The following is a 19,421-nucleotide window of genomic DNA, read 5'->3' as shown; positions in this document are numbered from 1 at the left end:
GACAGTCTGACGAAAGTAATTGGAAGGGTCCCTGCGGGGGCCCTTTCGCGTTCCGGTCCATGGGTGTCTGATCGGGGGGGGCTTGGCAGGGCAAAGCGCGCCGCTGGTCCGGGAGGCGCCAGCCGACAACGGGCGGGGGGCCCTAAATGGGGCGCCCGCCCGTCCGCTCGCGTCAGGCGGGGGACAGCACCTTGTCCGCCACCAGATCCCCGATCGGCAGGGCAGAGGTGGCCGCCGGCGAGGGGGCGTTGCAGACATGGACCATGCGCGGCGTCGTGCGGAAGACGAAATCCTGCTGCATGGTGCCATCGGCCATCACCGCCTGGGCGCGGATGCCGCAGGTCATCGGGGTCAGGTCCGCCAGCGTCAGCTCCGGGCAGTAGCGGCGGCATTCCTCAAGATAGCGGGACTTGAACAGGGAATTGCCCAGCTCGTTCAGTCCGGGCCTGATGAACTGGAAGATGGATTTCCAGAAGCCGGGGAAGGCGGCCATCTCCAGCGTGTCGCGCAGGTTGAGCGAGAACTTCGGGTAGCCTTCGCGCGCCAGGCCCAGCATGGCATTTGGCCCCACGGTGACGGAGCCGTCGATCATCGGCGTCAGGTGGGTGCCCAGGAAGGGCAGCCCGGGTTCAGGCACCGGGTAGATCATGGCGTTGACCACCCCGTTGCGGGCCGGCGCCAGGCGGTAGTATTCGCCGCGGAAGGGCACGATCCGCAGGTCGAGGTCGATCCCCGCCATCTTCGCCACCCGGTCCGATTGCAGCCCGGCGCAGGCCACCAGCCGGCGGGCCTGCACCGTGGTGCCGGTGGTGGTGCTGATCGTGACATGCTCGCCGCTTTCGCGGATGCTGTCCGGCGCGGTGGCATAACGGATCTCTGCCCCCTGGTCGGTCAGCTCCTGTGCCAGGGCCTCAAGGATCCGGGTGTAGCTGACGATGGCGGCCTCGGGCACGTAGATGCCCTTGAGCGCGGTGATGTTGGGTTCGCGGCGCATGACCTCTTCGCCGGGGATGAGCTCTGCCGTGATGCCGTTTTCGCCGGCGCGGCCATGCAGCGCGTCGAGGCGGGGGATCTCGTCCGGGCGGGTGGCGACGATCATCTTGCCGCGTTCCTCGTAGGGAATGCCGTGCTGCTGGCAGAATTCCTTGGTGCGCACGCAGCCTTCGCGGCAGAGCTTCGCCTTGAAGGAGCCGGGGGCGTAGTAGATGCCGGAATGGATCACGCCGGAATTATGCCCGGTCTGGTGGCGGCCCAGGTCCTCTTCCTTTTCCAGCAGGACAAGGCTGGCGCCGGGCTGGCGTTGCAGCAGGGCGCGGGCGGTGGCCAGGCCGACGATGCCGCCGCCGATGACGCAGTAATCGTGGATCATGACGGGTCGAATCCCCTGGGTCTGGGGCCCATGGCCCTTGGGTGAGCAATGCCTAAGGGCACAGGATCACGCCTTGGACGCCGGGAGACAAGAGGTGTTTCGGGGGTGTTTGGGTGGGCGGGGCCGCCCAAGCAAAAGCGCCGCCCCCGGGAATGGGAGACGGCGCCGATTGAGAAACCGCGGGGTCGGGAAACCCCTTTGGTTAGGGCTTGATATAGGGCGTTTTCCCGGAAGGGTAGCGCCTGTCTTCACCTTCCTGCGAATGAGCGCGAAAACTTCCGATTTTCCGCCCCCCGCCCGGTGGCGGCGGCCGCCGGTTCATGCCAGCATATCGCCTGCGGACAGGAGCGGAAGGGCGGGGCCGGCAGGCAATTCCGCCCCTCCTGCGGCTTCGGTCCGGACCTGAATTCTTGCGAAGGCTGACACATGATCCGAGAAGTTGCGCAACTGACCATCGACCCCGCCAAGGAGGCCGATTTCCTGGCGGCGGTGGAAAAGGCCGTCCCGATCTTCCAGGCGGCAGAGGGCTGCAAGGCGATGCGGCTGGAAAAGGTGATCGAAACCCCGGGCATGTACCGGCTGATCGTGCTCTGGGAAACGCTGGAGGCCCATACGGTGACCTTCCGCGAAAGCCAGGGGTTCCAGGACTGGCGCGCGCTGGCCGGCCCCTTCTTTGCCGAGACGCCCAGCGTCGACCATTCCGAGGCCGTGGTGGAGGGCTTCGGGGGCTGAGCGCCCCTCATGCGCTGATGCTGCTCATGCGCCGCCCCTGCATTCGGGGGCGGCGTTCGCGTTCTGGGCGGGGTTTTGGCCCGGGTGATGCGCAGCGCGCATGAAGCGATGATGATTTCTTGTTATAAATCCCCGGATCGGCCCTGTAGGTATGAGGATAACGGGTAGGAGGGGCGCTGCCCCTCTGGAGCCGGAGGCTCCATTCACCCCGGAGTTTTCGGGCAAGAAGAAAGGCAGGACGATGGCAGAGGCTCCGCTGAAGGGTTTGAAGGTGGTCGAACTGGCACGGATCCTGGCCGGGCCCTGGCTGGGCCAGGTTCTGGCGGACCTGGGGGCCGAGGTCATCAAGGTGGAGAGCCCGGCGGGGGACGATACCCGCAAGTGGGGCCCGCCCTTCATCACCCGGCCCGACGGCAAGGGCGGCACGGAGACGGTGGCGGCCTATTTCCACGCGGCGAACCGGGGCAAGAGCTCTGTCATCTGCGATTTCGGGGATGCGGAGGACCTGGCGAAGGTCAAGGCGCTGATCGCCGAGGCCGACGTGGTGATCGAGAATTTCAAGCTGGGCGGGCTGAAGAAGTTCGGGCTGGATTACGAGAGCCTGGCCGAGGTCAATCCGCGGCTGGTCTATGCCAGCATCACCGGCTTCGGCCAGGCGGGGCCGCGCGCCGCGCAGCCAGGCTACGATTTCCTGATCCAGGGGATGAGTGGCATCATGGATCTGACCGGCGATCCGGAGGGCGAGCCGCAGAAGATCGGCGTGGCCTGGATCGACATCTTCACCGGGCTTTACGGGGTCATCGGCGTGCAGGCGGCGCTGGCGGAGCGGGCGCGCTCCGGCAGGGGGCAGCACGTGGACCTGTCCTTGCTGGACAGTGGCGTGGGGGTGCTGGCCAACCAGGCGATGAACTTCCTGCTGGGCGGGGGCAACCCGACGCGCCTGGGCAATGCCCATCCCAATATCGTGCCCTACCAGGTCTTTCCGGCCAGCGACGGCCACCTGATCGTGGCCTGCGGCAATGACCGCCAGTTCGCCGGGCTGTGCGGCCTTCTGGGACTGGTGGACCTGCCGGAGGATCCCGCCTACGCCACCAACCCCGCGCGGGTGGCCAACCGGGATGTGCTGTGCCCGATGATCGCGGAGAAGACCGCGCAGCTGACCAAGGCGGAGCTGATCGCGGGGCTTGAGCGTGCCGGTGTGCCGGGTGGCCCGATCAACACCGTGGCAGAGGCGCTGTCCGATCCCCAGGTCCTGGCGCGGGGCATGCAGATCGCGCCCGAAGGGATTGCCGGGGTGCGCACGCCGATCCAGTTCTCGCGCTCGCCCCTGGCGCTGGACAAGGCGGGTCCGGCGCTTGGCGCGGGGCACTGGGGTTTTTCCGACGACAGCTGAGCCGGGTTCGTCCTGAGGCGGGGCTTTGCGGGCGACTCCCCGGGGGCCTGGCCCCCATGCGCTTGCGCCCGCATGCTGATCAGAGCGGGGCCGGGGCCTGCCCCGCCGCGTTCCCTTTCGGAAATTTTCGTGCCCAAGCGCGCCCTCTGGCCGGCCGCGCGCCGGTCTTGGACGCAAAGAGGTCGTCACCGGCGATGCGCGCCCCTGTCGCTTCGGAGGATTTTCCGGTACGCGAGGGCGGCCTGTTGGATGGAGAGCCGAGGACAAGATGACTGCAACATTGATCGATGGAAAAGCTTTCGCCGCCCGTGTCCGTGACGAGGTCGCCAAGGGTGTGGCGGCGTTGAAGCGGGATCACGGGATCACCCCCGGCCTTGCAGTGGTGCTGGTGGGCGAGGACCCGGCCAGCCAGGTCTACGTGCGCAACAAGGGCAAGCAGACGATCGAGGCCGGCATGGCCTCTTTCGAGCACAAGCTGGCCGATACCACCCCGGAGGCCGATCTTCTGGCGCTGGTGGAAAAGCTGAACGGCGATCCGGCGGTGCATGGGATCCTGGTGCAGCTGCCGCTGCCCGATCACGTGGATGAATCCAAGGTGCTGGCGGCCATCGATCCGGCCAAGGACGTGGACGGCTTCCACGTGCTGAACGTCGGGCTGCTGGGCACGGGGCAGAAGGCCATGGTGCCCTGCACGCCGCTGGGGTGCCTGATGATGCTGCGCGACCACCTGGGCAGCCTGAGCGGCAAGAATGCCGTGGTGGTGGGGCGCTCCAACATCGTGGGCAAGCCGATGGCGCAGCTTCTGCTGGGCGACAGCTGCACGGTGACCATCGCGCATAGCCGCACGCAGGACCTGGCCGAGGTCTGCCGGCGTGCCGATATCCTGGTGGCGGCCGTGGGCCGGCCGCAGATGATCCCCGGCGATTGGGTCAAGCCCGGCGCGACGGTGATCGACGTGGGCATCAACCGCATTCCCGCCCCGGAAAAGGGCGAGGGCAAGACGCGCCTTGTGGGCGACGTGGATTTCGACAGCGCCCGCGAGGTTGCCGGTGCCATCACCCCGGTGCCGGGCGGCGTGGGGCCGATGACCATCGCCTGCCTGCTGGCCAATACGCTGACCGCCTGTTGCCGCGCCAACGGGCTTGCCGAACCCGAGGGCCTGACGGCCTGACCTTTCATCCGCCCCTTCTTATCAAGGACGACCTGCATGAGCGACTTCACTCTCACCGTCACCTGCCAAACGCGGCGGGGCATCGTGGCCCGGATCTCGGGTTTCCTTGCCGAGGCGGGCTGCAATATCCGGGACCTGGCGCAATACGACGATACCGAGACGGAGATGTTCTTTGCCCGGATCACCTTCGTCAGCGAGACCGGCGCCAAGCTGGACAGCCTGCGCGAGGGGTTTGCCGCCGTGGCGGAGGAGTTCGGGATGATCTGGGATATCCATGATCCCGATCACCGGATGAAGGTCATCCTGATGGTGTCGCGCTTTGGCCATTGCCTGAACGACCTGCTGTATCGCTGGCGGATCGGGGCGCTGCCGATCGACATCGTGGCGGTGATCTCCAACCACATGGATTACCAGAAAACCGTGGTAAATCATGACATTCCCTTCCACTGCATCAAGGTGACGAAAGAGAACAAGCCGCAGGCGGAAAGCGCGATCATGGACGTGGTGCGCGACACCGGGGCGGAGCTGATCGTGCTGGCGCGCTACATGCAGATCCTGAGCGACGAGATGTGCCAGAAGATGTCGGGGCGGATCATCAATATTCACCATTCCTTCTTGCCGAGCTTCAAGGGGGCGAATCCGTATAAGCAGGCCTATGAGCGGGGGGTGAAGCTGATCGGGGCGACGTCGCATTACGTGACGGCGGACCTGGATGAGGGGCCGATCATCGAGCAGGACACGGTGCGGGTGACCCATGCGCAGAGCCCGTCCGATTACGTGTCGCTGGGGCGGGACGTGGAGAGCCAGGTGCTCGCGCGGGCCATTCATGCCCATATCCATCACCGGGTTTTCCTGAATGGAAACAAGACGGTGGTCTTCCCCGCCAGCCCCGGCAGCTATGCCAGCGAGCGGATGGGCTGACGCTTCGGGCGCGCTTTCGGGAAGGGGCAGGGCGAGGCCTGGGGCCCCGGATCCCGCGACGGTCTTCATCAGATTCAAGCGATGCGAGCGGCCCCCTTTGCGGGGCCGTTCGTGCATTCATGCACAGGGGATTGCGGGGCTTTTGCGGTGTCTGTGCGGCGTCTGTATCGCGTCGGTATGACGTCGGTATCACGTCGGTGCGCAGCGCGCGCTGGGGTAGGATTTCGTTATGTGCATCGCTGCAGCGATGGGTCCGGCGCTCGCTCCTGCGGAGCCTCGCCCCGCCCGCCATCCCGTGAGGGCGGCCCGCGCCATTCGTCCGGGAGGCGCAGACGACGACAGCCGCGCCCCTCTCGATGGGGGGCGCGGCTGTTTCTTGGCTCAGGCCTTCAGGCGTTCGGCGTGCCAGTCCAGGTGGTCTGACATGAAGGTCGAGATGAAGTAGTAGCTGTGGTCGTAGCCTTCCTGCATGCGCAGGGTGAGCGGCTGCTCTGCCGCCTTGCAGGTTTCCACCAGAAGCTCCGGCTTCAGCTGGCCTTCCAGGAAATTGTCCGCCGTGCCCTGGTCCACCAGGATGTCGGGCAGGCGGGCGCCGTCCTGGATCAGGGCGCAGGCGTCATAGGCGCGCCAGGCGGCCTTGTCGGTCCCGATGTAGCCCGAGAGCGCCTTTTCCCCCCAGGGGCAGTTCAGCGGAGAGACGATCGGCGCGAAGGCCGAGACCGCCTTGAACTGGTCCGGGTTGCGCAGCGCGATGGTCAGCGCGCCGTGGCCGCCCATGGAATGGCCCATGATCGATTGCCGCGACATGTCGGCCGGGAACTGGTCGCCGATGAGGGCGGGCAGTTCCGACTCGATGTAGCTTTGCATCCTGTAGTTGGCGGCATAGGGCGCTTCGGTCGCATCGACGTAGAAGCCGGCGCCAAGGCCGAAGTCATAGGCGCCCTCTGCATCGTCTGGCACGCCTTCGCCACGGGGCGAGGTATCGGGCGCGACGAAGATCACGCGGTGCCGCGCGCAGGCCTCGCGGAATTCGCCCTTTTCGGTCACGTTGGCATGGGTGCAGGTCAGCCCCGAGAGGTACCAGACCACCGGCAGGGTTTCCCCCGCCGTGTGGTCGGGCACGAAGACAGAGAAGGTCATCTCTGTCCCCGTGGCCGAGGAGGCGTGTTTGTAGACACCCTGCGTGCCGCCATGGGCGCGGTTGGTGCTGACGGTTTCCATCAGTAGACCACCACGGAGCGGATGCTTTCGCCAGCGTGCATCAGGTCGAAGCCCTTGTTGATCTCTTCCAGCGTCAGCTGGTGGGTGATCATGGAGTCGATCTCGATCTTGCCGTTCATGTACCAGTCGACGATCTTGGGCACATCGGTGCGCCCCTTGGCGCCCCCGAAGGCGGAGCCCTGCCAGACGCGGCCCGTCACCAGCTGGAACGGACGGGTGGAGATTTCCTTGCCCGCTTCGGCCACGCCGATCACGGTGGAAACGCCCCAGCCGCGGTGGCAGGCTTCCAGCGCCTGGCGCATCACGGTGGTGTTGCCGGTGCAGTCGAAGGTGTAATCCGCGCCGCCATCGGTCAGCTTGACCAGCTCAGAGACGATATCGCCGTCGATCTTGGTGGGGTTGACGAAGTCGGTCATGCCGAACTTGCGGCCCCATTCTTCCTTGCTGTCGTTGATGTCCACGCCGATGATCTTGTCCGCGCCGACCATGCGGGCCGCCTGAAGCACGTTCAGGCCGATGCCGCCCAGGCCGAAGACCACGACATTGGCGCCCGGTTCGACCTTGGCCGTGTTGGTCACGGCGCCGACGCCGGTGGTGACACCGCAGCCGATGTAGCAGGAGGTGTTGAAGGGCGCGTCTTCGCGGATCTTCGCCACGGCGATTTCCGGCAGAACGGTGAAGTTCGAGAAGGTCGAGCAGCCCATGTAGTGATAGATCGTCTCACCCTTGTAGGAGAAGCGCGAGGTGCCGTCGGGCATCAGGCCCTTGCCCTGCGTGGCGCGGATCGCGGTGCAGAGGTTGGTCTTGCCGGAGAGGCAGCTTTTGCACTGGCGGCATTCGGGCGTGTAGAGCGGGATGACGTGATCGTCCTGCTTGACGCTGGTCACGCCGGGGCCGACGGCGCGGACGATGCCGGCACCTTCGTGGCCCAGGACAGAGGGGAAGATCCCTTCGCTGTCGAAGCCATCCAGCGTGTAGGCATCCGTGTGGCAGATGCCGGTTGCCATGATCTCTACCAGGACTTCGCCTTCCTTGGGGCCTTCCAGGTCAAGTTCGACGATCTCGAGAGGTTTCTTCGCCTCGAAGGCGACGGCGGCGCGGGTTTTCATATTCAATAATCTCCCTGAAGCTTTTCTCTTTCAAACACAGAGACAAGCCCTTGGGAAGACGTGGAGGCGACGGATTTTTCGATGCCGGCGACCGGATTTCTTGATCCGCGGTGCCGGTGGGCCGGGGGCGGCCATTGCCGGGGCGTGCGCGGCCCGGGTGCGGGGGTGGCAGGGCCCCGGATGCGGGGCGCCTGCGAGGTGCTTGTGAGGTGGTTTTCGCGCCGGGTCCGCTGCCGGGATCAGCGCTTGTGGATCACCACCACCTGGTCCTTGCGCCGCTTCTGGAACTTCGCCTGGAAGACGAAGCTGCCGGAGATGTCGATGCGCTGGGCGTTGAATTCTTCGGCCACCTTGGGATCGACATGGGCGAAGGCGCCGGTTTCGGCATAGGCCTGGAACATGGCGGCTGTCTTGGTGATGCCGGGGATCTCCATCTCATCTGGCTGCCAGCGCAGGTCCTCGATGATGTAGAGCCCGCCGGATTTCACCTTTGGGAAAAGCTCAAGGAAGGCGTTCTGCTGGTGGTGGCTGGCGTGGCTGGCATCGTCGATGGCGATATCGAGCGCGGGCAGGTCTGCCGCGACCTCTGCCAGCTTCGCGCGGTCGCCCATGTCGCAGCGGTGGAAGGTAAAGCGGGGATCCTCGAACCAGGAGAAATCCGAGACATCCAGCCCGTTGATCCGCGCCTTGGTGAAATACTCCAGCCACATGCGGATGGAGGGCGCATCGGTGGTCGTGCGGTCGGGGGATTTGCCGTGCTCTGGCCCGCCGATCTGCAGCCCCATCTCAAGGAAGTCGATGCTGCGGTTGCGGTAGGGCAGGAAGAGCATCTGGTAAAGCTCTGTGTAGCGGTGTTTCACCGAGCCCTTGTCAGAGCCGTAGGCATCCGCGAGGTCGGTCAGGTTGACCTGTCCGCGCCCGGCCTTTTCGGCGGCGGGCAGGGGCGGGGTGACGGGGTGAGCCGGGGTTTCTGCGGGGGCAGCCACGGGCGTCTCCTTTTTGGCGGCGTCGCGGTCCTTGCGGGACCGGATCGGCGCAAGGGTCGGGTCAATGTCGTGTTGGGTCAAGAGCTTGCCGATCAGGCTGTCGGGATGGGGGATGCCATCGTAGCGATCGGAGATGAATTCCCGCACCCGCCGCCCGTAGAGGTGGATGGAATAGGTGTTTTCGGTGATGTAGCCGGAGGTATCGACCCCGGGGCGCATCATCAGGCGGCGTTGCTTGAAACCGATGGGATAGAGCGCCTCCTGCGGGAGGGCATGGCGGATCTCTCCGGTCTGCTGCAGGCAGTGGGTCACCAGGTGCGGGCCCCAGACGCCCCAGGGCTGTTCGCCCGCGTGCACCGGGGTGCCGGCGTCGCGCTTGGCGGTCAGCTCTGCCTCGTAATCGGGGCCGTAATAGGGCGGGATGGCGTATTCATCGGTGGTCCAGTCCAGCAGGGCGGCCAGGGTGTCACTGTCATGGGGCAGGCCCAGGACGCCGCCGTTGACGTGGTGGGGGCTTTCCCAGCCGTAGAAATGGCCGTTGGGCGTGTCGAACTGGCGGACGCAATAGGCATCCGTATCGGCCCAGATGGTGTCCCGGCTCTTGGCCAGCATGTGGTAGCGGAAGAGATCGGAATGCAGCGCCGGGGAGCCCGTGCGCTCGTGCTTGAGGAAGTTTTCCTGGGGCAGGATCTCATTGGCATCGGCAAGCTGGATGCCATCGGGGACGTTCTGGAGCTCTCCGTAGTGATAGAGCACGACGTTGCGGTGCCCGGCGTCCAGGAAGCTCTTCAGGCAGAGCTGTTCCAGGAAGCTGAGCGGGCCCTGCATCCAGAGCGCGGCGATGGTGTAATCCTTGGTCGGCTTTGCGGTCGGCATGTGTGGGCCTGTGCTGGCCGGGCAGCGCCCGGGCGGGGGGAAAGACGCAGCCCGGGGCCAACCCCGGGGCCGAAGCGGGCTCAGGCGCTGTTGAGGCGCATGTAATCGCGGTACCAGTCGACGAATTCGCCGACCCCGTCCTGAAGATCGGTGCGCGGCATCGGCCCGATCAGCTGGGTCAGCAGCCCGGCATCGGCCCAGGTGGCGGGCACGTCGCCCGGCTGCATGTCCATCATGTTCTTGCGCGCGCTGCGCCCGGTCGCCCGTTCGATGGCCTCGATGAAATCGAGCAGCTTCACCGGGGCGGAATTGCCGATGTTGACCACCCGGAAGGGCGCCACGGGCGAAAGGCTGTCGCCGGGCAGCGGGGCCCCGCGCCCCTCTGCCGCGGGGGGCACGGCGGAGAGCAATTGCTCCATCGCCCAGGTCAGATCGTCCACCTGGGTGAAATCGCGGCTCATGTCGCCGTGGTTGTACACGTCGATCGGCTGGTCGGTCAGGATCGCGCGGGTGAACTTGAACAGCGCCATGTCGGGCCGCCCCCAGGTCCCGTAGACCGTGAAGAAGCGGAACATGGTCGTGGGCAGCCCGTAGAGATGGGCATAGGAATGTGCCATGCCTTCGGTCGCCTTCTTCGTGGCGGCATAGAAGGACATGGGCCAGTCGGCCTTGTCCGTTTCGGCATAGGGCATCTTTTCATTCGCGCCATAGGCCGAGGAGGTGGAGGCCAGCAGCATGTGTTCGGGCGGGAAGGCGCGGGCGGCCTCGAGCAGCTCGAAGGTGCCGATCAGGTTGGCCTCCACGTAGGAGCGGGGCTCATCGATGGAATAGCGCACCCCGGCCTGGGCAGCCAGGTGGATGACCCGCGTGGGGCGCTCACGCTCGAACAGGGCGCGCAGCAGGCCGGGTTCTTCCAGGCGGGCGGTGACGGTGACGTAATCGGGAAAGGCCTGCAGGATCTCAAGCCGCCGGGTCTTGAGCGCGGGATCGTAGTAATCCGTCAGCGCATCCAGCCCGATCACCCGGTGCCCCGCCGCCAGCAGCCGGCGCGCCATGTGGAAGCCGATGAAGCCGGCAGCGCCGGTCACGAGGATCGTCTGGGAAGGCAGGCTGGTCATAAGCAATCGGTCCGACAGGATAATGGCCGAAGTCTTACGCCCGGGCCTGCCGCCGCACAAGAAAGCCGGCGTGGCAGGGCGGCACCCGCGCGGGCCTGTGGCTTCGCTGCGCCAGTCGGGCCCGGTTCTGGGCCCGGTTTTGGGGGGAAAACGCGCCTGAGCCGCCCGAAAGGGGCCCATTGCGCCCCTGGGCGGGCCTTTTCCGGCCTTGGGGCCGGCAAAAACCCGGGCCTGCCGCGGGATGGCTTGCCCGGCGGTGCGAAATCCTGATAGAAAGACTCACCTATGCGGGCCAGCCGGGCGCGCAAGTCTAAGTGCCACCTGTCGCGCGGGACGCGCGGCGCAGGGCAGCCCCGGGGCTTCGGCCTGGGCCGGATGGCCGCCCCGATCAGGATCAGACAGGATCATCATGACCGCGACAGAGACCCTTCCCACCCCGACAATCGAACGTATCCGCCATGAGCTGCGCCGCCGCGCGCTGACGGTGATCGCCCGGGAAAACATCACCCCAAACATGATCCGCATCACCCTGCAGGGTGAGGACATGGACAGCTTCGTTTCGGGCGCTTTCGACGATCACGTGAAATGCTTCTTTGCCGAAGAGGGCGAAGAGAAGGTCATGCGCGATTACACCCCGCGCCGCCATGATGCCGAGGCCGGGACGCTGGTGCTGGATTTCGCCGTGCATGCGGCGGGGCCGGCCACTGAATGGGCGGTCAATGCCCGCGAAGGCGACGTGTTGCAGATCGGCGGCCCGCGCGGGTCGCGGCGGATCCTGGGGCCGCGCAAATGGCTGCTGATCGGGGATGAGACCGCGCTGCCCGCCATGGGCCGTTTCGCCGAAGAGGTGCCGGCGGATCACGCGGTGGCGATGATCGCCGCCGTGCGCGACGCCTCCGAAGAACAGGTCTTTGACAGCGCGGCGAAGCTGACCCTGCGCTGGGTGCATCGCGGTACAGAGGCCGCCGATCCCGCGCCGCTGCTGGCGGCTGTCGAGGGGTTGGAGCTGGACGAGGGCACCTTTATCTGGATCGCGGCAGAGGCCGGGGTGACCCAGGCCCTGCGTGCCCATTTCACCGACAATGGCCATCCGCTGGTCTGGACCAAATGCGCGGGCTACTGGGTTGCCGGGGAAGCGGACAAGACGGTCAGTTTCGACTGAGCCCTTTCATTGGGAAACGCGCGGAACGGGCCGCCCGGCAAGGCCGGTGCGGCCCTTTTGCCCCTGGCCGCGCGCCCTTGGATCGGTGTGCGCCACAACCCATGCGTGCACATGCAAATTCCGCTTTCCGACGCCGCTGGCTTCTGCTCTGTTGACGTATAGGTAAAGGAGACCTGGAATGACGCATTCCCCGACCACGCCGGGCATTTTCGACGGCCATAACGATCTGATCCTGCGGATGATCACAGGCAAGGCGACGGCAGAACAGCTGCGCGAGGGGATGCAGAGCGGGCATATCGACCTGCCCCGCGCCCGGGCGGGCGGGTTCGCCGGGGGCTTCTTTGCCATCTTCGTCCCCGGGGCGGTGGAACCCGGCGGGGGGCTGCATTTCTCTGGCCCAAGCTACGACGTGCCGCTGCCCGAACCGCTGGCGCAGGCCCCGGCGGAACAGGTCGTGCAACGCGGCTTTGCCGCGCTCGAGGCGCTGGAGGCCGAGGGCGTGGTGACCCTGTGCCGCGATGCCGACAGCCTGGAGCGCGCCATCGCCGGAGAGACCATGGCCGCCATCGCCCATATCGAGGGGGCAGAGGCGATCGACCCGGAGTTCCGCGTGCTCGAGGCGCTGCATGCGCGCGGGCTGCGCTCGCTCGGCCCGGTCTGGAGCCGCCCGACGATCTACGCGGAGGGGGTGCCGTTCCGCTTCCCCTCGACCCCGGATATCGGCGGCGGGCTGACCGAGGCGGGGCGGGCGCTGGTGAAGAAATGCAATGATCTGAAGATCATGCTGGATCTGTCCCACCTGAACGAGAAGGGCTTCGACGATGTCGCGGCACTGTCGGATGCGCCCCTTGTGGCGACCCATTCCAACGCCTGGGAGATCTGCAACCACGCGCGCAACCTGACCGACCGGCAGATGCGGGTGATCGCGGAAAGCGACGGGATGGTGGGGCTGAATCTGGCCTCGGCCTTCCTGCGGCCGGACGGGCAGATGGAGGCGGATTTCCCGCTGGAGGTGCTGCTGCGCCACCTGGATCACATGATCGGCGTGCTGGGCGAGGACCGGGTGGGTTTTGGCTCGGATTTCGACGGGGCGGTGGTGCCCGAGGATATCGGCGATTGCGCCGGCCTGCCGGCGATGCGCAGCGCGATGCGGGCGCATGGCTACGACGAGGCCTTGATGGAAAAGCTCTGCTGGCGCAACTGGGTCCGGGTGCTGCGCAAGACCTGGGAGTAAATGGTGGGCGCAGGGGCGGGGGCTCAGCCGGTGGCAGAGACCCGCGTGCCCGCCTTGCCGAAGACCCATTTGTCCAGGGCCGCGCGGGCGCTGGCCTGGTCGCGGCAGTCCACCGCGCGGCGGATCTCGGACAGCGCGGCGGCGACCTGAAGCTGGGACAGGTGCCCTTCCTGCGCGCGCAGGATGCGGTCATGCGGCGTGGGGCGCATGTCGGAGCCGATGAAGAGCTCTTCATGCAGTTTCTCGCCCTCGCGCAGGCCGGTGAAGCGAATCTCTATGTCGCCGTCGGGCCTGGCGTCATCGCGCAGGGTCAGCCCGGCGCCCAGCACCATCTGGCGGGCCACCTGCAGGATCTCCACCGGGTCGCCCATGTCCAGCGCCAGCACGTCCCCGCCGCGCGCGAAACTGCCGGCGATCAGCACCAGGCGCACGGCCTCTGTCACGGTCATGAAGTAGCGCGTGACCTCGGGGTGGGTGACGGTGACCGGGCCGCCCCGGGCGATCTGGTCCTCGAACAGGGGGATGACGGAGCCGGAAGAGCCCATGACATTGCCGAAGCGCACGATGGCGAAGCGGGTGCCGTTTGTCCCCGAATCCGGTCGCGCATCGGGGCGGCGCGCGGCGAGGTCCTGCACGATTTCCTCTGCCAGGCGCTTGGTCGCGCCCATGACGCCGGAGGGGCGCACGGCCTTGTCGGTGGAAATCAGGATGAAGCGCTCCACCCCCGCATCGGCGCAGGCCTCTGCCAGGACCTTGGTGCCCAGCACGTTGTTGCGCAGCCCCTCCAGCATGTTCTGCTGGACCAGTGGCACATGCTTGTAGGCGGCGGCGTGCAGCGCGATCTCAACCCCTTCGTCGCGCAGCAGGGCGCGGACCAGCGGTGCTTCGCAGACAGAGCCCAGCGCCGGGGTCAGCGCCAGCTGCGGCCAGGTTTCGCCCAGCTCGCGCGCGATGGTGTAAAGCGCCAGTTCGGAGTGATCGAGCAGTACCAGGCGCGCCGGACCCAGCGCGGCGACCTGGCGGCAAAGCTCTGCCCCGATGGAGCCGCCGGCCCCGGTGACCAGCACCACGCGATCGCGGTAGCTGTCGCCGGCCTGCGGGATCTCTTCATCCAGGTGCTTGCGCCCCAGTAGCGCCTGCATCGGCATCTGCCCCCTCTGCGGCGCGGCCGCCCGCCCCTGCAACAGGTCCGAGACCGAGGGCGGCGAGAGCAATTCGCAATCCGTGGCCGCCAGCGCCTGGGCCTTGCGGCGGCGGGCATCATCGGGCAGGGCCAGCACGATGGCGTCTATGTCCAGCCGCTGGACAAGGGTTTGCAGGCGCAGGGGAGAGAAGACCCGCAGCCCGGCAATGGTCAGGCTTTGCAGGCGGGGGGTGTCATCCAGGAAGGCGACGGGGCGCATGGTCTCATCGGCATCCAGCGCGGCGGCCAGTTGCTGGCCCGCCCGCCCGGCCCCGTAGATCAGCAGCCGCTTGCGGGTGCGCGCCAGCCGGTAGAGCGCGGCGGTGATCCGCAGCAGCGTGAGCCGCGCGGCAAAGGAGAGCGCCAGGAAAAGCAGCCCGCAGAGCAGGACATGCGCCAGCTCCGCCCGGGGGCCCGGAACCGGACTCTGCCCGCTACCGTGCCAGGTATTCACCAGGGCGCAGGCGGCGCTGATGCTGGCGGCGACGATGCAGGTTTCGACCATGCCGTGCTTTTCATAGGCCAACAGCTGCATCCGGTGAAGGCCCAGGTACCAGCTGACCCCCATGGCGGTCAGCAGGCCCGCCAGCAGGAAGCGCGGCTGGGTCAGCAGGGCAGCCTGGGCAAGCGCCGCCTGCGTCCCCGCGGCAGGGGACAGCAGCCGGTCCGTCATCACCAGGGCGGCCAGCGCCGTCAGCCCGTCCAGCGCCAGCAGGATCGCCGCCTTTTCCGCCCGGCCCAGCCGTGTCACGAAGCGCATGTTCATTGCTGCCGCCCTGTTGCCCTTTCGTTCAGCTAAGACGCAAAGCCGTAACCATTCCGATAACGCCGGAAGATCCCCTGACAGACCCCTGGAACATCCGGCCTAGGAGCGCCGGACCGCCCCCGGCAGCAGCCTGCGGAAGGTGCGCCCCAGCAGCAGCAGGTCCAGCCCAAGTGAGCGCCTGCGCCGGTAGACAAGATCCAGCCGTGCCTTGGCCGGGATGCAGCGGCGGGTATAGACGCGCTCTGTTTCCTCTGCCGTGCGGCAGCGGGCCAGCAGCGCGGCTTCGCGTGCGTGGAATTCGATGCTGGCCAGCCCGGTCAGGCCGGGGCGGCAGGCCAGGACTTCGGCGTAAAGCTCTGGATGGGCCTCCACGTAGCGGCGCAGGGGCGGGCGGGGGCCGACCAGGCTCATGTCGCCGCGCAGGACGTTCCAGACCTGGGGCATCTCGTCCAGCCGGTAGCGGCGCAGCACGGCGCCGGTGGGCGTGATGCGCGCGGCCTTGTCCCCGCCAGAGACCCCGCGATCCGCCGGATCCGGGGCCATGGTGCGGAACTTCACCAGGGCAAAGGCGCGCTGGGGGCTGTGCATCCGTTCAGAGACATGCAGCACCGGGGCCCCGTCGCGCAGGCGGATCACCAGCGCCACGCCCAGCATCAGCGGCCAGAGCAGCGCCAGGGCGATCAGCCCGCCCGCAAGATCCATGGCGCGCTTCCAGGGGGTCACGGCAGGCTGTCCTGAAGGCCCGGTTGTCCGCGGTAGGCGGTGGGCGGCAGGGGCTGCGCGATGTCGATGACCTGGGTCTGCTGATCATCCGTATCTGGGTCGCCAAGGCGATCCAGCGCCCGGAACTGGCGCGCGGCCTGCCATTGCGCCACCAGCGCCGTGGCGCGGCTGCTGTCGGGCAGCGGTCCGGTCAGCCGGTGCAGGCGGTCGCATTCCATCTGCACCTCTTGCAGCGCCCGGGGCGGCGCGGCGCGCCAGGTAAAGGGATGGCGGGCAGCATTCAGGATGTCATCCATGCCCAGCGCACGGGGCCCGGCCACGTTCAGGACGGGCGGCAGCGCTTGCGCCTTCTGGTGCAGGCGGCAGACCAGCCCAAGCAGATCGCGCGGGGCCAGGTAGCTGCGCCGCGCCGCGCGCCCGTCGGGGAAGCGGTCGAGCAGCATGGGCGCGCCCTTGTCGAGGTTGGTGAACAGCATGTCCGCCCCGGCCAGGTTCGCCAGCCGCAGGATCGTGCTGCGCACCGGCGCGCCGGGATGGCTTTGGTGCCAGACGGCAATCGCCTGCTCCATCTCCTGCTTGGCCTGGCCATAGGCGGTGACGGGCTGCAGCGGGCTGTCTTCACTGGCGGCGCTGGCCGGCCCGTAGACCGCCGCGCTTGAGACATGCAGCACCCGGGTCGCGCCGGTCTTCAGCGCGAGGTCAAGCGCCTCCCAGGCAAGGGCGGCATTGGCGGAAAGCGCCGTCTGCGTGCCGGAAGTCACACCCCAGAGGGCCAGGATGGTGCGGGCGCGCAGCGGCGCGGGATCGCCCGGCGTCCAGCCAATCAGGCCGGGCCCGCCCCTGCGGCTTTGCCAGGCCAGGCTTGGCATCACCATGTCGCCGGTGGACTCCCGCGTGGCAAAGCCCCGCAGCATCCGCCCGATCCTGCCCCGGCTGCCCAGGACAAGGATATCGCATTCCCCGTGGAGGTCGTTGAACTGTGTCATGCCCTTTGCTTTAGGGCGCGCTTGGTTAACAAACCGTTCTTGCTATGGTCCCCTTTCGCCCCTTCGCCGCCCTTGCGTCCGGGAAACAGCAACAATTGGGGATGTTAAGCTCTCTGCAAGACCTGGGCGCTAGGTCTGGTGCCGGGTGAGATAACGGTGGTGAGAGATATGGCCGGGCAAGGGAATGCCGCGCCAGTCATCATCAAGAAGGTAAAGAAGGGCGGCGGTGATGGACATCACGGTGGCGCCTGGAAAGTGGCCTACGCCGACTTCGTGACGGCGATGATGGCTTTCTTCCTTCTGATGTGGCTGTTGAACGCGACGACGGAAAAGCAACGCAAGGGGATCGCGGATTACTTCTCTCCGACGATTCCGATCAACCCCGTCTCTGGCGGGGGGGACGGTGCCTTTGGCGGCGAAAGCGTCTTTTCCGAGATCGCCAATCCCCAGGTCGGGACCGGATCGACCTCGACCAACCCCATGGATCAGAACAAGGCCGCGGGCCGCAATGACCGCCGTTTCGACGAGGAAACGGAAGAGCTGCGCAAGGTGGAGGAGATCCTGGTCGGCAAGGCGGGGGAAAGCGATGTGCACCCCGATGTGCTGAAGCATATCGTGACGCGGGTCACCGACGAGGGCCTGGTGATCGAGCTTTTCGACAACGAGGATGCGACCCTGTTCGTGGAGAATACCACGCAGCCGACCAACCTGCTGTCCCAGCTGGCGGGCATGCTGGTGCGGGTGACGGCGCTAGTGGACAACAAGATGGCGCTGGAAGGCCATGTCCACGCCCGCCCGGTGGTGCTGAACGACAACCCGGTCTGGACGCTTTCGGCCGACCGCGCCGAATCGATGCGCCAGCTGATGACCGGCTCCGGGATGGATTACGACCGGGTGCTGCGGGTCACCGGCCATGCGGACCGCGAACTGGTCGCGCGCAACCCGATGTCACCCCGGAACAACCGCTTGGAAATCATCCTGCTGCGCAAGGAAAGCTGACCCCCGCGAAGCGGTGGAAGTAGCGAGGATTTTAGCTGTTAGCCGCATATTAATTCGGCGCGCTTAGCTCTGTTGCGAGACGAGAGGTCGACGCAGCAGAAAGGCGTATCCATGACTATTTCCTCATCCCTCAATGCGGGTATCGCGGGGCTGACCAGCAATGCGACGCGTCTGGCGACGATCGCGGACAATATCGCGAACTCGCAGACATACGGGTACAAGAAGGTAGAGGCGGATTTCCATTCGCTGGTGCTTGGGGAAAGCGGTGCGGGATATACCGCCGGCGGTGTCCGGGCCTCTACCATGCGGATCATCGACCAGCGGCGCTCCATCGTGCCGACGGACAACGCGACCGACCTGGCGGTGCGCGAACGCGGCATGCTGCCCGTTGCCAGCGCCACGGAGGTCGAGGCGACCGGCACCTTCAAGCAGATGATGCTGACCTCGACCGGCTCCTTCCGGCTGGATGACGCGGGCTACCTGCGGTCCGCCAGCGGGCTGATGCTCCTGGGCTGGCCCGCGGATGCCAATGGCGAATTCCCGGCGGTCTCGCGTGAGACCGACTCCGGCCTGGTGCCGATCCAGGTGGACCAGAGCTCCTTCTCCGGCAATCCGACGACGGAGATCGGGTTGGGCGTGAACCTGCCCGCCACGGAGACGGAGCCGACGGCCTCTGGCGATCCGGTGCAGCTGTCGATCGAATATTACGACAACCTGGGCAAGCCGCAGTCGCTGACGGTGGTCTTTACCCCCGATACCTCTGGCCCCCTGGCCACCAATGCCTGGAACATGCAGATCACCGATGAGGTCGATGGCACCCTGGTGGGCGATTACGACCTGACCTTCAACGATACCCGCACCGGCGGCGGCACCCTGGCCAGCGTGACCCTGGGCGCGGCCGGCGGGGCCTATGACAACACGACCGGCACCGTGGTGGTCAATGTCGCCGGCGGCCCGATCGAGGTTGAACTGGGCCTGCTGGGCACATCGGACGGGCTGACCCAGCTTTCCGATACCTTCGCACCCACCGGGATCACCAAGGATGGCGCCGAAGTGGGCACGCTGACCGGGGTCGAGGTGGATCCGACCGGCTTTGTCCGGGCCAATTTCGATAATGGCGACGTGAAGATCCTCTACCAGGTTCCGCTGGCGGATGTGGCCAACCCCAACGGCATGCAATCGCTGGACTACCAGACCTACGTGGCGACCCCGAACAGCGGCCCCTACTACCTGTGGGATGCCGGTGACGGGCCGACGGGGGACATCGTGTCCTTCGCGCGCGAGGAATCGGGCACCGATGTCGCGGGTGAGCTGACGAACATGATCCGGACCCAGAGGGCCTATTCCTCCAACGCGAAGGTCTTCCAGACCGTGGACGAGATGCTCCAGGAAACCACCAATATCAAACGCTGATCTCGGCCGGGCGCCAGCACGGCGCCCGCCCGTTTCCCTAGCAGCAGAAAGGCCTGAAA

At 66.7% G+C, this 19,421-nt stretch carries 16 protein-coding genes; 8 read left to right on the top strand and 8 right to left on the bottom strand.

The features are described from left to right. Positions 1-172: 172 nt before the first annotated feature. Positions 173-1,369 carry an L-2-hydroxyglutarate oxidase gene (gene lhgO / locus HCZ97_RS15595; RefSeq protein ID WP_167689780.1) on the bottom strand — a complete coding sequence of 399 codons (1,197 nt, stop codon included), beginning with the start codon at positions 1,367-1,369 and terminating at the stop codon, positions 173-175. Positions 1,370-1,795: 426 nt separating this feature from the next. On the opposite strand from lhgO, the gene HCZ97_RS15590 reads away from it, so the two are divergent. From HCZ97_RS15590 to purU, 4 genes are all read left to right on the top strand, one after another. After that, positions 1,796-2,101 (top strand): antibiotic biosynthesis monooxygenase, encoded by a 306-nt coding sequence (locus HCZ97_RS15590; protein WP_167689778.1) that lies wholly within the window; start codon positions 1,796-1,798, stop codon positions 2,099-2,101. 241 nt (positions 2,102-2,342) lie between these two features. Beyond that, positions 2,343-3,494 (top strand): CaiB/BaiF CoA-transferase family protein, encoded by a 1,152-nt coding sequence (locus HCZ97_RS15585; protein WP_167689776.1) that lies wholly within the window; start codon positions 2,343-2,345, stop codon positions 3,492-3,494. A gap of 268 nt (positions 3,495-3,762) precedes the next feature. Next, positions 3,763-4,665 (top strand): bifunctional methylenetetrahydrofolate dehydrogenase/methenyltetrahydrofolate cyclohydrolase FolD, encoded by a 903-nt coding sequence (gene folD, locus HCZ97_RS15580; RefSeq protein WP_167689774.1) that lies wholly within the window; start codon positions 3,763-3,765, stop codon positions 4,663-4,665. A 36-nt stretch (positions 4,666-4,701) separates the two neighbouring features. Beyond that, positions 4,702-5,586, top strand: a complete 885-nt coding sequence (purU, locus tag HCZ97_RS15575; RefSeq protein ID WP_167689772.1) for a formyltetrahydrofolate deformylase — start codon at positions 4,702-4,704, stop codon at positions 5,584-5,586. Between the two features lie 381 nt (positions 5,587-5,967). On the opposite strand, the gene fghA is transcribed toward purU, so the two are convergent. The 4 genes from fghA to HCZ97_RS15550 all read right to left on the bottom strand — a co-directional run bounded on the left by fghA (position 5,968) and on the right by HCZ97_RS15550 (position 10,896). Further along, the gene (gene fghA / locus HCZ97_RS15570) at positions 5,968-6,807 is read right to left on the bottom strand and encodes an S-formylglutathione hydrolase (RefSeq protein ID WP_167689770.1); all 840 of its coding nucleotides are present in this window, start codon (positions 6,805-6,807) and stop codon (positions 5,968-5,970) included. Further along, entirely contained in the window at positions 6,807-7,916 is a 1,110-nt protein-coding gene (locus HCZ97_RS15565) for an S-(hydroxymethyl)glutathione dehydrogenase/class III alcohol dehydrogenase (RefSeq protein WP_167689768.1), read from the bottom strand. The genes fghA and HCZ97_RS15565 overlap by 1 nt, the downstream gene beginning before the upstream one ends. 239 nt (positions 7,917-8,155) lie before the next feature. Then, complete coding sequence (locus HCZ97_RS20635; RefSeq protein ID WP_254871559.1) at positions 8,156-9,778, bottom strand: hypothetical protein; 1,623 nt, start codon at positions 9,776-9,778, stop codon at positions 8,156-8,158. Between the two features lie 80 nt (positions 9,779-9,858). Then, entirely contained in the window at positions 9,859-10,896 is a 1,038-nt protein-coding gene (locus HCZ97_RS15550) for an NAD-dependent epimerase/dehydratase family protein (protein ID WP_167689766.1), read from the bottom strand. Positions 10,897-11,305: 409 nt separating this feature from the next. Between HCZ97_RS15550 and HCZ97_RS15545 the strand changes: the two genes are divergently transcribed. Together HCZ97_RS15545 and HCZ97_RS15540 are read left to right on the top strand one after the other, a co-directional pair. Next, a complete protein-coding gene (locus HCZ97_RS15545) occupies positions 11,306-12,058 on the top strand; it encodes a siderophore-interacting protein (protein WP_167689765.1) in 753 nt (250 codons plus the stop codon). A 178-nt stretch (positions 12,059-12,236) separates the two neighbouring features. After that, positions 12,237-13,292 carry a dipeptidase gene (locus HCZ97_RS15540; protein WP_167689763.1) on the top strand — a complete coding sequence of 352 codons (1,056 nt, stop codon included), beginning with the start codon at positions 12,237-12,239 and terminating at the stop codon, positions 13,290-13,292. Between the two features lie 23 nt (positions 13,293-13,315). Here HCZ97_RS15540 and HCZ97_RS15535 read toward each other — a convergent pair whose 3' ends face one another. From HCZ97_RS15535 to HCZ97_RS15525, 3 genes are all read right to left on the bottom strand, one after another. Continuing rightward, on the bottom strand, positions 13,316-15,235 hold the full coding sequence (locus tag HCZ97_RS15535; protein ID WP_254871558.1) for a nucleoside-diphosphate sugar epimerase/dehydratase: 1,920 nt from the start codon (positions 15,233-15,235) through the stop codon (positions 13,316-13,318). A 105-nt stretch (positions 15,236-15,340) separates the two neighbouring features. Beyond that, positions 15,341-15,964, bottom strand: coding sequence for a sugar transferase (locus HCZ97_RS15530; protein WP_167689760.1), 624 nt, complete (start codon positions 15,962-15,964; stop codon positions 15,341-15,343). Next, positions 15,961-16,950 (bottom strand): NAD(P)-dependent oxidoreductase, encoded by a 990-nt coding sequence (locus tag HCZ97_RS15525; RefSeq protein WP_167689758.1) that lies wholly within the window; start codon positions 16,948-16,950, stop codon positions 15,961-15,963. Before HCZ97_RS15525 ends, HCZ97_RS15530 begins: the two co-directional genes overlap by 4 nt. A gap of 198 nt (positions 16,951-17,148) precedes the next feature. On the opposite strand from HCZ97_RS15525, the gene HCZ97_RS15520 reads away from it, so the two are divergent. Both HCZ97_RS15520 and HCZ97_RS15515 read left to right on the top strand, forming a co-directional pair. After that, complete coding sequence (locus HCZ97_RS15520; RefSeq protein ID WP_368484383.1) at positions 17,149-17,949, top strand: flagellar motor protein MotB; 801 nt, start codon at positions 17,149-17,151, stop codon at positions 17,947-17,949. 111 nt (positions 17,950-18,060) lie between these two features. Continuing rightward, positions 18,061-19,362, top strand: coding sequence for a flagellar hook protein FlgE (locus tag HCZ97_RS15515; protein ID WP_167689756.1), 1,302 nt, complete (start codon positions 18,061-18,063; stop codon positions 19,360-19,362). The last annotated feature ends 59 nt before the right edge of the window (positions 19,363-19,421 follow it).

It is taken from the genome of Pseudooceanicola sp. HF7, assembly GCF_011806405.1.
Lineage (GTDB): Bacteria > Pseudomonadota > Alphaproteobacteria > Rhodobacterales > Rhodobacteraceae > Pseudooceanicola.
This window is presented reverse-complemented; position numbering and strand designations above follow the sequence as displayed.

Bases quoted from the DNA above. Each gene is read 5' to 3' on its own strand.
- lhgO (WP_167689780.1), bottom strand. From the start codon at position 1,369: ATGATCCACGATTACTGCGTCATCGGCGGCGGCATCGTCGGCCTGGCC.
- HCZ97_RS15590 (WP_167689778.1), top strand. From the start codon at position 1,796: ATGATCCGAGAAGTTGCGCAACTGACCATCGACCCCGCCAAGGAGGCC.
- HCZ97_RS15585 (WP_167689776.1), top strand. From the start codon at position 2,343: ATGGCAGAGGCTCCGCTGAAGGGTTTGAAGGTGGTCGAACTGGCACGG.
- folD (WP_167689774.1), top strand. From the start codon at position 3,763: ATGACTGCAACATTGATCGATGGAAAAGCTTTCGCCGCCCGTGTCCGT.
- purU (WP_167689772.1), top strand. From the start codon at position 4,702: ATGAGCGACTTCACTCTCACCGTCACCTGCCAAACGCGGCGGGGCATC.
- fghA (WP_167689770.1), bottom strand. From the start codon at position 6,807: ATGGAAACCGTCAGCACCAACCGCGCCCATGGCGGCACGCAGGGTGTC.
- HCZ97_RS15565 (WP_167689768.1), bottom strand. From the start codon at position 7,916: ATGAAAACCCGCGCCGCCGTCGCCTTCGAGGCGAAGAAACCTCTCGAG.
- HCZ97_RS20635 (WP_254871559.1), bottom strand. From the start codon at position 9,778: ATGCCGACCGCAAAGCCGACCAAGGATTACACCATCGCCGCGCTCTGG.
- HCZ97_RS15550 (WP_167689766.1), bottom strand. From the start codon at position 10,896: ATGACCAGCCTGCCTTCCCAGACGATCCTCGTGACCGGCGCTGCCGGC.
- HCZ97_RS15545 (WP_167689765.1), top strand. From the start codon at position 11,306: ATGACCGCGACAGAGACCCTTCCCACCCCGACAATCGAACGTATCCGC.
- HCZ97_RS15540 (WP_167689763.1), top strand. From the start codon at position 12,237: ATGACGCATTCCCCGACCACGCCGGGCATTTTCGACGGCCATAACGAT.
- HCZ97_RS15535 (WP_254871558.1), bottom strand. From the start codon at position 15,235: ATGCGCTTCGTGACACGGCTGGGCCGGGCGGAAAAGGCGGCGATCCTG.
- HCZ97_RS15525 (WP_167689758.1), bottom strand. From the start codon at position 16,950: ATGACACAGTTCAACGACCTCCACGGGGAATGCGATATCCTTGTCCTG.
- HCZ97_RS15515 (WP_167689756.1), top strand. From the start codon at position 18,061: ATGACTATTTCCTCATCCCTCAATGCGGGTATCGCGGGGCTGACCAGC.